Source organism: Streptomyces sp. NPDC096324 (assembly GCF_044763015.1).
GTDB lineage: Bacteria > Actinomycetota > Actinomycetes > Streptomycetales > Streptomycetaceae > Streptomyces.
In genome coordinates this window covers 26,208-38,749 of sequence record NZ_JBIWFK010000005.1, presented here as the reverse complement: position 1 = coordinate 38,749, position 12,542 = coordinate 26,208, and the positions used below count along the sequence as shown (strand labels likewise).

The 12,542-nt window shown below is 73.6% G+C and carries 10 protein-coding genes; 2 read left to right on the top strand and 8 right to left on the bottom strand.

Annotated features, from left to right (window positions below; translation table 11 throughout):
- Positions 1-651: 651 nt before the first annotated feature.
- The 7 genes from tsaE to glmS form a co-directional block, all read right to left on the bottom strand.
- The gene (gene tsaE, locus ACIQ7M_RS14345) at positions 652-1,185 is read right to left on the bottom strand and encodes a tRNA (adenosine(37)-N6)-threonylcarbamoyltransferase complex ATPase subunit type 1 TsaE (protein ID WP_355765753.1); all 534 of its coding nucleotides are present in this window, start codon (positions 1,183-1,185) and stop codon (positions 652-654) included.
- Positions 1,151-2,386 (bottom strand): alpha/beta hydrolase, encoded by a 1,236-nt coding sequence (locus tag ACIQ7M_RS14340; protein WP_355765756.1) that lies wholly within the window; start codon positions 2,384-2,386, stop codon positions 1,151-1,153. Before ACIQ7M_RS14340 ends, tsaE begins: the two co-directional genes overlap by 35 nt.
- Positions 2,387-2,535: 149 nt before the next feature.
- A complete protein-coding gene (alr, locus tag ACIQ7M_RS14335; protein WP_403643605.1) occupies positions 2,536-3,708 on the bottom strand; it encodes an alanine racemase in 1,173 nt (390 codons plus the stop codon).
- A 163-nt stretch (positions 3,709-3,871) separates the two neighbouring features.
- Positions 3,872-4,393: a L,D-transpeptidase family protein gene (locus ACIQ7M_RS14330; protein ID WP_403643602.1), complete on the bottom strand. Its 522-nt coding sequence runs from the start codon at positions 4,391-4,393 to the stop codon at positions 3,872-3,874.
- Positions 4,394-5,112: 719 nt separating this feature from the next.
- Positions 5,113-6,543, bottom strand: coding sequence for an NAD(P)H-hydrate dehydratase (locus tag ACIQ7M_RS14325; protein ID WP_355774536.1), 1,431 nt, complete (start codon positions 6,541-6,543; stop codon positions 5,113-5,115).
- Positions 6,544-6,655: 112 nt separating this feature from the next.
- Positions 6,656-7,027 carry a holo-ACP synthase gene (locus tag ACIQ7M_RS14320; RefSeq protein WP_355774539.1) on the bottom strand — a complete coding sequence of 124 codons (372 nt, stop codon included), beginning with the start codon at positions 7,025-7,027 and terminating at the stop codon, positions 6,656-6,658.
- A gap of 35 nt (positions 7,028-7,062) precedes the next feature.
- Positions 7,063-8,910: a glutamine--fructose-6-phosphate transaminase (isomerizing) gene (gene glmS / locus ACIQ7M_RS14315; protein WP_355774542.1), complete on the bottom strand. Its 1,848-nt coding sequence runs from the start codon at positions 8,908-8,910 to the stop codon at positions 7,063-7,065.
- Positions 8,911-9,078: 168 nt separating this feature from the next.
- Here glmS and coaA point away from each other — a divergent pair, with 168 nt between their 5' ends.
- On the top strand, positions 9,079-10,068 hold the full coding sequence (gene coaA, locus ACIQ7M_RS14310; RefSeq protein WP_339130952.1) for a type I pantothenate kinase: 990 nt from the start codon (positions 9,079-9,081) through the stop codon (positions 10,066-10,068).
- 40 nt (positions 10,069-10,108) lie between these two features.
- Positions 10,109-11,044: a DUF389 domain-containing protein gene (locus tag ACIQ7M_RS14305; RefSeq protein ID WP_403643597.1), complete on the top strand. Its 936-nt coding sequence runs from the start codon at positions 10,109-10,111 to the stop codon at positions 11,042-11,044.
- A gap of 139 nt (positions 11,045-11,183) precedes the next feature.
- On the opposite strand, the gene glmM is transcribed toward ACIQ7M_RS14305, so the two are convergent.
- Positions 11,184-12,542, bottom strand: a complete 1,359-nt coding sequence (gene glmM, locus ACIQ7M_RS14300; protein WP_403643594.1) for a phosphoglucosamine mutase — start codon at positions 12,540-12,542, stop codon at positions 11,184-11,186.

The window sequence follows — 12,542 nt, the reverse complement described above, 5'->3', positions numbered from 1 at the left end:
GCGGCGTCAGGTCGGTCGGCCACGCGTCGGCGTGGGACACCCCGGGTGCGTGTCAGGCCGCCCTGTACGGGCTCCGCGTGTCCGGGTCGCCCACAGGTGCCCGGGGCGGCCGGGAGACCGCCTCCGCCGCGGCGCACGCCGCCAGCAGCTCCCGCATCGACACCCCGGCCACCGCGCGCGGCGCGGCCGGCACGTCACGTTCTGAAGCCGGCACTGCCGCCGACTCTGATGCCGACATGGACGCCTCCTCGGGCTCCGGGGGCAAGCGTGGTTAGGTAGACCTAACTATGTGCTGATGTCCATGTGACCACGGCCGGGACGCCGAACGCAATATTTTGCCGACGTCCTGTCGGAATCATTGGCCGAATGTACGAGCGAGAGCCGCCCGGGCCGCGCGCGGAGGCGGGTCGGGCGGTGGTCCGAGAAGGGTCGGTCGCGGGTGAGGGCGGGTCAGCCCTCGGGGCGGAGGCGGGACGGGCGCCGGGTCCGAGGCAGGACAGAACCCGGTCGGAGGCAGGACCGGCGCCAAGCGAAGGCAGGACAGAACCCGGGCGGAGGCAGGACCGGCCTCGGGCGAAGGTGAATCAGGCAGCGGGTGGAGGCGGATCAGGCGGCCGGTGGAGGCGGGTCAGGCAGCCGGTTGGAGGCAGGTCAGGCGGCGAGGACCGTCAGGTCGGCGGCGGCCCAGCGGCGCCCCAGCCCCGTGACCGTCACGTGCCGGACCTCGTCGGTGGTGTCCCCGACGGCCCGGTGGATGACGACGTGCAGCCGGTCGTCGGTCAGCTCCTCGACCTTGCCCTCGCCCCACTCCACGACGATCACGGAGTCGGAGAGCGAGACGTCGAGGTCGAGGTCCTCCATCTCGTCGAGCCCGCCGCCGAGGCGGTACGCGTCCACGTGCACCAGCGGCGGCCCGTCGCCGAGGGAGGGGTGCACGCGGGCGATGACGAAGGTCGGCGAGGTGACCGCGCCGCGGACACCGAGCCCCTCGCCGAGTCCGCGGGTCAGCGTGGTCTTGCCCGCGCCGAGCTCGCCGTTCAGCATCACGAGGTCGCCCGCGCGCAGCAGTTTGGCCAGCCTGCGGCCCAACTCCTTCATCTGCTCGGGAGAGTTGACGGTGATCTGCACGCCGACGCCGTCCTGGGCGGGCTCAGCCGGGTTGTGCGCTGCTGCTGGTGCTTCCATAGCCACCCACGGTAGCTCCTGCCGGCACGGCTCCGGCCCGCACGAGGAGGTCGGCGAGGCGGTCTATGACGACCTCGGGGTGCTCCAGCATGACGAGGTGTCCGGCGTCGGGGACGAGCACCAGCTCGGCGTCCGGCAGCAGATCGGCGATGGCCTCGCTGTGCTCGCTCGGTGTCACCAGGTCCTTGACCCCGGCGAGGACGAGGACGGGCATCTCGGCGAAACGGGCCAGCGCGGCGGCCTTGTCGTGCTCGGTGAAAGCCGGGTAGAACTCGGCGACCACGTCGATCGGCGTTCCCTCGATCATCCGTTCGGCGAACCGCTCGACCGCCGGATCGACGTCCCGGCCCGCGAACGAGTACCGCTTGATGACCCCGGCGAACAGGTCGGCCGTGGCCCGCCGCCCCCGCTCCACCAGGGCCGCCTGCTGCCCGAGCGCCTTCAGCACACCGGGGAGCACCCGCCGTACGGCGGCGACGCCCGCGACGGGCAGCCCGAAGTTGACCTCGCCGAGCCGCCCCGAGGACGTACCGACCAGGGCGACGGCGACGACCCGGTCGCGGATCAGCTCGGGGAACTGCTCGGCGAGCGCCATGACGGTCATCCCGCCCATGGAGTGCCCGACCAGCACGATCGGGCCCTCGGGCACCGCCGCCTCGATGACGGCCAGCAGGTCGCGGCCGAGCTGGTCGATGGTGACCGGCTTGCGGTCCTCCAGTTGGGCGACTCCCCGCCCGGACCGGCCGTGGCTGCGCTGGTCCCAGTGCACCGTGCGCACGACACCGCGCAGCGCGGCGCGCTGGAAGTGCCAGGAGTCCTGGTTGAGGCAGTAGCCGTGGCTGAAGACGACGGTGACGGGGGCGGGGGCCTTGCGGCCGAAGAGACGGCGCCGGCGCGGGGCGAGCGAGGCCTCCGGCTCGGCCTCGTCGACCTCGTAGTACAGCTCGGTGCCGTCGTCGGAGTAGGCCTTGCCCGGCGTACCGCGCAGGGTGCCGTACGGGCCGGTGGAGTCGAGGGCGAGACGGGCCTTCTTGCGCATGCCGCGCCCGACCGTGAGCCGCTCGATCGCCACTCCGGCCGCGGCGCCCGCCGCGACCACGCCTATCGCGGCGCCGGCGACACCGGCCCTGCGCCAGTTCCCGGCGGAGGCCGCGGCCGACGAGGCCGCGCTCACGACAGCCTCCGCACTGGTCTCGCTCACGTCCCGCTCCTCTTCGCTCCGGCTCTCGGCCGTCCGCTGTCGGCTGTCGGATCTCTGGGCTGTGCGCGCGTCGGCCCGGCTCCCGCCCGCCGTGAACCGCCCGCCGTTCTCCGCTCGCCGGGCCCGCGCGCCTGTTCGACTACAGGGTGCTACCCGTCCTGTTGCTCTTTCACCTTCACGTAGACGCGCGGAACACGGGTTCCGATGCGGGTGACGATCTCGTACGCGATCGTGCCCGCCGCGCGCGCCCAGTCCTCGGCGGTGGGCTCCCCCTCGTCGCCGGGGCCGAACAGGACGGCTCGGGCGCCGGGCTGCGGCTCGTCGCCGCCGAGGTCGACGACGAACTGGTCCATCGCGACCCGGCCCGCGACCGTACGCCACTTGCCGCCGACCAGGACGGGGCCGGTGCCCGAGGCGTGCCGCGGGACGCCGTCCGCGTACCCGACGGGGACGAGGCCGAGGGTGGTCTCGCCCGGGGTGACGTAGTGGTGGCCGTAGCTCACGCCATGGCCGGCCGGTACGTGCTTGACCAGCGCGAGCGACGCGCTCAGCGTCATCACCGGGCGCAGCCCGAAGTCGGCGGAGGTGCCGAGCTCGGGGCTCGGCGAGATCCCGTAGACCGCGATCCCGGTCCGTACGAGATCGAAGTGGCTCTCGGGGAGGGTGAGGGTTGCCGGCGAGTTGGCGATGTGCCGCACCTCGGGGCGTACGCCCTGTTCCTCGGCGTACGACACCATCTCGCGGAAGAGGGTGAGCTGGGCCTGGATGGAGGGGTGGCCCGGTTCGTCGGCGCAGGCGAAGTGGGACCAGAGTCCGGTCACGGTGATCAGCCCGCGTGCCTCGGCGGCCAGGGCCTCGGCGACGAGCTCGGCCCAGTCGGCGGGCTGGCAGCCGGCGCGGCCGAGGCCGGTGTCGGCCTTGAGCTGCACACGGGCTCGCGCCCTGACGGCCTCGGCGGCCGCCACGGCCTCCCGCAGCGCCCACATCCCGCTGACCGACACGTCGATGTCGGCCTCGACGGCCTCGGCCCAGGGGCCGCCCGGGGTCCAGAGCCAGCACATGACGCGGCCCGGCAGGCCGGCGGCCCGCAGGGCGAGCGCCTCCTCCGGCGTGGCCGTGCCGAGCCAGGTGGCACCCGCCTCGCGCGCGGCGCGGGCGCACGGGACCGCGCCGTGGCCGTACGCGTCGGACTTGACCACGGCCATCACGGCAGCGGTCGGCGCGTGGGCACGCAGGGCCCGTACGTTGGCTCGCAGTGCGGCCAGATCGATCTCCGCGCGGGCGCGCAGGGGCGCCGTCCGCGGGTGTGCTGTCTCTGTCATCGCGCCCCAGTCTCTCAGAGGCGTACGGCGGCTTCCCGGCACCGGTCCCCGGGAGGGTTCCGGTCCTCTCCCCGGGCGTCCGGGGAGAGGGACGACGGAGGCCGCCGGACCCGAGGCGGCCCCGGGCGGACACCCCTGTCCCCGGTGCCCGTCTCCTGGTTCTCTAGTGGCCGGGCCGTCGGCCCCACACGTAGACGTGGTCGCCCTTCCTGAGCACCTTCCAGAGCCGGCGGGCGTCGGCGAGCCGCAGGTTCACGCAGCCCATCGAGCCGGCGACCGTACGGATGCTGCCGCGCACGGCGTGGAAGGCCTGCCCGCCGCTGAAGAACTGGGCGTACGGCATGGGGCTGTTGTAGAGGGTCGACCAGTGGTTCCGGTGCCGCCAGTAGATCTTGAACCAGCCGGTGCGGGTGGGGTGCCGGACACTGCCGCTGCGCATCGGCACCGGGCCGAACAGGATCCGGCCCCGCTGCTGCACCCAGGTGCGCTTGTGGGTGAGGTCGACGCAGGCGACCCGGTAGGAGCGGGCCGGGCAGCCGCGCGGAGCACGCCGTCGCGGGGCTTCGGGGGCCGACAGCGCCCGCATGCGGGCCCAGGTGGCCGGTCCGGCGGTCCCGGTGGCGGGCTCGACACCGTGCTTCCGCTGAAAGGCACGGATGGCCCGGCAGTCCCTCACCGACTGCACCCCGTCCACCCGCAGCTTCAACCCCCGCTCGACTTCCCGCTGATACTCCCCCCGCTCCCCACCACACCCACCGGCCCGCCACCCGCCCGAGCCACCCGCACCCGGCGCGGACTCACGGGACTCGAACGCGCCGGACCCGGACCCACGCGGCCCGGACCCGCCCGGCCCGGACACGAACGGGGCGGACCCACGCGGTCCGGACCCGACGGGGCCGGAGCCAGGGCGGCCGGACGCGAAAGGCGCGAACCCGACCGACGCGGGTCCCGACGGCGCCGACCCACCCGGCCTGGGACCCTGCGGCGCGGACGAGACCCGCCCCTCGCGGCCCCCGGGCGTGTCCCGCAGGCCGCGTCCCGCGGCGGTCGGGCCCACGGGGGCCGAGGGAGCCGGTGGCATCAGGTCGCCCGGGGGCCGGTCCGGCCAGGAGGGGCGTGGACCTCTCGCCGCGGGACCTCTCGCCGCGCCGGGCCACGGCTCGGCGGCCCGTCCGGAGGCGGGCGACAGCGGAGCGGAGGCGGCCGTCACCGCCCCCACGGGCACGGCCGTCACCACCGCCAGCAGCACCGCGATCCCCCGGCAGGCACTTCGTCTGCTCATCACGCGAACAGACATACGCAACACCCGCCGCCCCCCGGAGACGCCACACGCACAAGGTCCCCCGATCTGTGCAACGCCCCCGGCAGACGGAGGCCGAGAAGGGCGTGCCGGGACCGTGGGGGTCAGTCGAGGGTGTCGCGCCAGGCTTCCGGGAGGGCGGCGGCCACGTCATGGGCACCGGCGGGCGCGCCGTCCGCCGCGAAGCGGCCGGCGAGTCCGTGCAGGTACGCGGCGACGCTGCCCGCGTCGAGCGCGGAGAGCCCCGCCGCCAGCAGCGACCCCGCGAGCCCCGACAGCACGTCCCCGCTCCCGGCGGTGGCCAGCCAAGCCGTCCCGGTGGCGTTCACCCGCACCGCGCCGCCCGTGGGATCGGCGACCAGTGTCGTCGCCCCCTTGAGGAGAACCGTCGCCCCGTACAGCCCCGCCAGTTCCCGTACGGAGGCCAGCCGGGCCTCCTCCACCGCCTCCCGGGCGACCCCGAGGAGCGCGGCGGCCTCCCCGGCGTGCGGGGTCATCAGCGTCGGCGCGGTGCGGGCCCGTACGGCCCCCCGGTCGGCGAGCCGCAGCCCGTCCGCGTCCACCAGCACCGGCACGTCCGCGTCCAGCACCTCCGCGACCGCCGAGGCGTCGTCCCCGGCCCCGGGACCCGTCACCCAGGCCTGCACCCGCCCCGCCTTCGCCGGCCCCGTGCCGGACACCAGCGTCTCGGGGAAGCGGGCGATCACCGCGTCCGCGGCGGGCCCGACGTACCGCACCGCCCCGGCCCCGCCGCGCAGAGCCCCGGCCACGGCGAGCACCGCGGCCCCGGGGTAGCGGGCGGACCCGGCGGCGATCCCGACGACACCGCGCCGGTACTTGTCGCTCTCCGCGCCGGGAAAGGGCAGCCGGGCCGCGACATCGGCGTGCTGGAGCGCCTCCACGTCGGCCGGCTCCGGCAGGTCGAGCCCGATGTCGACGAGGCGTACGGAACCGGCGTACCCGCGCGCCGGTTCGATCAGCAGCCCAGGCTTGTGGGTGCCGAAGGTGACGGTGAGGTCGGCGCGGACGGCGGCGCCCAGCACCTCCCCGGTGTCCGCCTCGACCCCGCTCGGGAGGTCGACGGCGACGACGGCGGCCCGTGAGGCGTGCGCGAGTTCGGCGAGGCGCGCCGCGTCCGGCCGCAGGCCGCCCTTGCCGCCGATCCCGACGATGCCGTCGACGACGAGGTCGGCCCGCCGCAGGAGCGGTTCGGCGTCGGCGGGCGCGGCCGAGGCGCCCCCGGCGCGCGACAGCGCCGCCAGTCCCCCCGGGTGGGTCCTCTCGGGGGCGAGGAGCACCGCGGTGACACCGGCCCCGCGCCGGGCGAGCCGCGCCCCGGCGTACAGGGCGTCGCCGCCGTTGTCCCCGCTGCCCACGAGCAGCACCACCCGGCGGCCGTACACCCGGCCCAGCAGGTCCGCGCAGGCGGCGGCGAGCCCGGCGGCCGCCCGCTGCATCAACGCCCCTTCGGGGAGCCGTGCCATCAGCTCCCGCTCGGCGGTCCTCACGGTCTCCACGCTGTACGCAGTACGCATACGGCCGAGTCTCGCGCACCGGCACGCGCCGTGCGCGTTCCCCGCACCGGGCGGGCCGCCGGGACACCGGGTCGTTCGGACCCGCGGGGCCCGTCCAGGAGGCGGCTCCCGACTAGCCTTCCGCCACCACCACCGCCGAGGCCACCCCGGCGTCGTGACTGAGCGACACGTGCCAGGAGCACACGCCCAGTTCGGCCGCGCGGGCCGCCACCGTGCCCTTCACCCGCAGCCGCGGCCGGCCGCTGTCCTCCACGTAGACCTCGGCGTCCGTCCAGTACAGCCCCGCCGGCGCGCCCAGCGCCTTGGCGAGCGCCTCCTTCGCGGCGAAGCGGGCCGCGAGCGAGGCGATGCCCCGCCGTTCACCGCTGGGAAGCAGCAACTCGCTCTCCAGGAAGAGGCGTTCGGCCAACCCGGGCGTCCGCTCCAGCGACGCCCGGAACCGGTCGATCTCGGCCACGTCGATACCGACCCCGATGATGCTCATGTCCGCACCCTAGAGGGATCGCACGGCGGCCGCGCTCACTCCACCGTCACGGACTTCGCCAGGTTGCGCGGCTGGTCCACCTCGTTGCCCCGGGCCGTCGCCAGTTCGCAGGCGAACACCTGGAGCGGGACCGTCGACACCAGCGGCTGGAGCAGGGTGGGGGTGGCCGGGATGCGGATGAGGTGGTCGGCGTACGGGACGACCGCCTCGTCGCCCTCCTCCGCGATGACGATCGTGCGGGCGCCCCTGGCCCGGATCTCCTGGATGTTGGAGACGATCTTGTCGTGCAGGACCGAGCGGCCGCGCGGCGAGGGGGCCACGACCACGACCGGCATGTCCTCCTCGATCAGCGCGATCGGCCCGTGCTTGAGCTCGCCCGCCGCGAAGCCCTCGGCGTGCATGTACGCCAGTTCCTTGAGCTTCAGGGCGCCCTCCAGCGCGACCGGATAGCCCACGTGCCGGCCGAGGAACAGCACGGTGTTCTTGTCGGCGAGGGAGCGCGCGAGCTCCCGTACGGGCTCCATGGTCTCCAGCACCCGCTCGACCTCGCGGGAGATGCGCGACAGCTCGCGGATGACGGCCTGGATCTCGTCGCCCCACTTGGTGCCGCGCACCTGGCCCAGGTACAGCGCCACCAGATAGCAGGCCACGAGCTGGGTCAGGAACGCCTTGGTGGAGGCGACGGCGACCTCGGGTCCCGCGTGGGTGTACAGCACCGCGTCGGACTCGCGCGGGATCGTCGAGCCGTTGGTGTTGCAGATCGCCAGGACCCTGGCGCCCTGCTCGCGGGCGTGCCGCAGCGCCATCAGCGTGTCCATGGTCTCGCCGGACTGCGAGATGGCGATGACGAGCGTCTGCCGGTCCAGGATCGGGTCGCGGTAGCGGAACTCGCTGGCCAGCTCCACCTCGCACGGGATGCGCGTCCAGTGCTCGATGGCGTACTTGGCGATCAGCCCGGCGTGGAAGGCGGTCCCGCAGGCGACGATGACGACCTTGTCGGCCTCGCGCAGCGCCCGCACCGGGATGCGCACCTCGTCGAGCCTCAGCGAACCGGCCGCGTCGATCCGCCCCAGCAGGGTGTCGGCGACCGCCTTGGGCTGCTCGGCGATCTCCTTGAGCATGAAGTAGTCGTAGCCGCCCTTCTCCGCCGCCGACGCGTCCCAGTCGACGTGGTACGAGCGGACGTCCGCGGGGCTGCCGTCGAACCCGGTGACGATCACGCCGTCGCGGCGCAGTTCGACCACCTGGTCCTGACCCAGCTCGATCGCCGACCGGGTGTGGGCGATGAACGCGGCGACGTCCGAGGCGAGAAAGGCCTCGCCCTCGCCGACACCGACGACCAGCGGCGAGTTCCGGCGTGCCCCGACGACCACGTCCGGCTCGTCGGCGTCCACCGCGACGAGCGTGAACGCGCCCTCCAGACGCCGGCACACCAGCCGCATCGCCTCCGCCAGGTCCGCGCAGGAGGAGTACTCCTCGGCGAGCAGATGGGCGACCACCTCGGTGTCCGTCTCGGAGGCCAGGTCGTGCCCCCGCTCGGCCAGTTCGTCGCGGAGCACGGCGAAGTTCTCGATGATGCCGTTGTGGACGACGGCGACGCGGCCCGCGTTGTCGAGGTGCGGATGGGCGTTGGCGTCCGTGGGGCCGCCGTGGGTGGCCCAGCGGGTGTGCCCGATTCCCGTCGTTCCGGACGGCAGCGGTCTGCCGCCCAGCTCCTTCTCCAGGTTGACCAGCTTCCCGGCCTTCTTCGCGACGGCGAGTCCCCCGTCCGCGAGGACGGCGACTCCCGCCGAGTCGTATCCCCGGTACTCGAGCCTCTTCAGTCCGGCCATCACCACGTCGAGCGCCGGCTGCGACCCCACATAACCCACGATTCCGCACATGGCGGCAGCGTACGATCCCCCGCCCGCCGAAATCAGGCTCACCGTGCCCGATATCGGAAATTCCGGCCGCCTTTCGGGGGCCGTCCGCGGGCCCTTCGGCCCCCTGGCTGTCACCGGGCGTGACGGACCCCACCCTCCATCCTGTCCATACTCCCGTAACAATGGACTGTGATCTCTCCGGTCTCCTCGTTGCCGCGGAGCGCCCACCGGTCCAAGCCGGAGGCGACTCCCTACGTCGACCTCACCCGTGCCGAGTGGAGTGCGCTGCGCGAAAAGACGCCGCTCCCGCTGAACGCCGAGGAGGTCGAGAAGCTGCGCGGTCTGGGCGATGTCATCGACCTCGACGAGGTGCGGGACATCTACCTGCCGTTGTCCCGGCTGCTGAATCTGTATGTCGGTGCCACGGACGGGCTCAGAGGCGCGCTCAACACCTTCCTCGGCGAGAAGGGCTCGCAGTCCGGCACCCCGTTCGTCATAGGCGTCGCCGGTTCCGTGGCCGTCGGCAAGTCCACCGTGGCGCGACTGCTCCAGGCGCTGCTCTCCCGCTGGCCCGAGCACCCCCGCGTCGAGCTGGTCACCACGGACGGCTTCCTGCTCCCGACCAAGGACCTCGAAGCGCGCGGGCTGATGTCGCGCAAGGGTTTCCCCGAGTCGTACGACCGTCGGGCCCTGACCCGGTTCGTCGCGGACATCAAGGCGGGCAAGGACGAGGTGACGGCTCCCGTCTACTCGCACCTGATCTACGACATCGTCCCCGGTGAGCGGCTCACCGTCCGCCGCCCCGACATCCTCATCGTCGAGGGCCTGAACGTGTTGCAGCCGGCGCTGCCCGGCAAGGACGGCCGCACACGGGTCGGCCTCGCGGACTACTTCGACTTCAGCGTGTACGTCGACGCCCGCCCCGAGGACATCGAGCGCTGGTACCTGAACCGCTTCCGCAAGCTGCGCGCGACGGCCTTCCAGAAGCCCGACTCGTACTTCCGCAGGTACACCCAGGTCTCCGAGGAGGAGGCCCTCGACTACGCCCGGACGACCTGGCGCACCATCAACAAGCCGAACCTGCTGGAGAACGTGGCCCCCACCCGCGGCCGGGCGACCCTCGTCGTCCGCAAGGGCCCGGACCACAAGGTCCAGCGCCTGAGCCTGCGCAAGCTGTAGGCCCTGCGGGCCCTCCGTCGGCGGCGACTAGTCTGCGGCCATGCTGCACCTGCGCCTGATCACTCCCGCCGACCGGACCGACGACGTCGTACGCCTGATCGACGAGACCGTCGGCACCACGCACCTCGTCGTCCTTCCCGGCGCCGCCCGCAATCCGGCGGGCGACGTCGTCATGTGCGACGTCGCCCGGGAGGCGGGTGACCAACTCATCGGCGGCCTGCGCGACCTGGGCATCGACCGTACGGGCTCGATCGCGGTCGAGGACATCGACCTGTCGCTGTCGCGGCGCGCCGACGAGGCGGAGGACGAGGCCCCGGGCGAGGGCGTCGACGCGGTGCTGTGGGAGCACCTGGAGGAGGCGACGCACGAGGAGTCGACGCTGTCGGTCACCTACGTCGCGTTCATCACGATCGCCACGATGATCGCGGCGTGCGGTGTGGTGCTCGACAACGCGGTGCTGATCGTGGGCGCCATGGCCGTGGGGCCGGAGTTCGGCCCGCTGGCCGGGCTGTGCACGGCGATCGTGCAACGCGGCGGACGCCTCGCCCTGCGTTCGCTGACGGCGCTGCTGGCCGGCTTCGCGATCGCGATGGCGGTGACGGTCCTCTTCAGCCTGTTCATGGACGGGGTGGGACTGTTCAGCGAGGCGAAGCTGGAGGGCGCGCGCCCCAACACCGGGTTCGTCTACGCCCCGGACTGGTTCTCCTTCGTCGTCGCGGTGCTCGCGGGCGCCGCCGGCATGCTGTCGCTGACCTCGGCGAAGTCCGGGGCCCTGGTCGGTGTCGCGATCTCCGTGACGACGGTCCCGGCCGCCGCGAACGCCGCGGTGGCCCTGAGCTACGGCGACATGGGCCAGACGTGGGGCTCCACCAAGCAGTTGCTGTTCAACCTGCTCGGCATCGTGGTCGCCGGCACGCTCACGCTCATGGCCCAGAAGTGGTTCTGGGCGGCGCAGCGCAAGCGGCAGCCCGCGTAGCGGGAGTCACCCCTGGCGGGCGGACGGACGGCTCGGCGGGCCGCCGTCCCCCCGGACGTGGCGGGCCGCCCGTCCCCGGACGTTCGTGAGGCCCGGCACCCCCGAGGGGTGCCGGGCCTCACGGCTTCGTACGGGGGTGCTAGCCGAGCGCCGACTTCACGGCGTCGGCGAGGCGGGCGGCCACCGAGCGGGCGTGGTCGATGTCGGCGGCCTCGACCATGACGCGGACGAGCGGCTCGGTGCCGGAGGGGCGCAGCAGCACCCGTCCGGTGGCGCCGAGTTCCCGCTCGGCGTCGGCCACCGCGGCGGCGAGCTCGGCGGAGGTGTTCACCCGGGTCCGGTCGACGTCCGGCACGTTGATGAGGACCTGCGGCAGCCGCTCCATGACCGAGGCGAGGTCCTTGAGCGTCCGGCCGGTCTGGGTGACCCGGGCGGCGAGGAACAGACCGGTGAGCGTGCCGTCGCCGGTGGTGGCGTGGTCGAGGACGATGACGTGCCCGGACTGCTCGCCGCCGAGCGCGTAGCCGTGCTGCTTCATCTCCTCCAGGACGTACCGGTCGCCGACCCCCGTCTGGACCAGGGAGACGCCCTCCCGCTCCATGGCGAGCTTGAAGCCCAGGTTGGACATGACCGTCGCGACAACGGTGTCGGAGCGCAGTGCGGAACGCTCCCGCATCGCCAGCGCGAGAACGGCCAGGATCTGGTCGCCGTCGATCTCCTCGCCCGTGTGGTCCACGGCGAGGCAGCGGTCGGCGTCGCCGTCGTGCGCGATGCCGAGGTCGGCGCCGTGCTCGACGACGGCGGCCTTCAGGAGGTCCAGGTGGGTGGAGCCGCAGCCGTCGTTGATGTTGAGCCCGTCGGGCGTCGCGCCGATCGTGACGATCTCGGCACCGGCCCGCGCGAAGGCCTCGGGGGAAACCCGGGCGGCCGCGCCGTGCGCCTCGTCGAGGACGACCCTCAGACCGTCGAGGCGGTTCGGGAGAACACCGATGAGGTGGGCGACGTACTGGTCGAAGCCCTGGTCGTAGGAGTTCACCCGGCCGACGCCGGCGCCGGTCGGGCGGTTCCAGGGAGCGCCGGTGCGGTGCTCCTCGTAGACGCCCTCGATCCGGTTCTCCAGCTCGTCGGCGAGCTTGTGTCCGCCGCGGGCGAAGAACTTGATGCCGTTGTCGGGCATGGCGTTGTGGCTGGCGGAGAGCATCACGCCGAGGTCGGCGCCCAGCACCCCGGTGAGATACGCCACCGCGGGGGTGGGCAGCACACCGACGCGCAGGACGTCCACACCGGCGCTGGCGAGGCCGGCGACCACGGCGGCCTCCAGGAACTCCCCGGACGCGCGCGGATCCCGTCCGACCACCGCCACGGGCCGGTGGCCTTCGAACGTGCCCGCCTCGGCCAGTACGTGCGCCGCCGCAACGGACAGCCCGAGCGCGAGCTCGGCCGTCAGATCCGCGTTGGCGACACCACGCACGCCGTCCGTGCCGAAGAGTCGTCCCAC

Bases quoted from the DNA above. Each gene is read 5' to 3' on its own strand.
- ACIQ7M_RS14325 (WP_355774536.1), bottom strand. From the start codon at position 6,543: ATGCGTACTGCGTACAGCGTGGAGACCGTGAGGACCGCCGAGCGGGAG.
- alr (WP_403643605.1), bottom strand. From the start codon at position 3,708: ATGACAGAGACAGCACACCCGCGGACGGCGCCCCTGCGCGCCCGCGCG.
- tsaE (WP_355765753.1), bottom strand. From the start codon at position 1,185: ATGGAAGCACCAGCAGCAGCGCACAACCCGGCTGAGCCCGCCCAGGAC.
- glmS (WP_355774542.1), bottom strand. From the start codon at position 8,910: ATGTGCGGAATCGTGGGTTATGTGGGGTCGCAGCCGGCGCTCGACGTG.
- ACIQ7M_RS14305 (WP_403643597.1), top strand. From the start codon at position 10,109: ATGCTGCACCTGCGCCTGATCACTCCCGCCGACCGGACCGACGACGTC.
- ACIQ7M_RS14320 (WP_355774539.1), bottom strand. From the start codon at position 7,027: ATGAGCATCATCGGGGTCGGTATCGACGTGGCCGAGATCGACCGGTTC.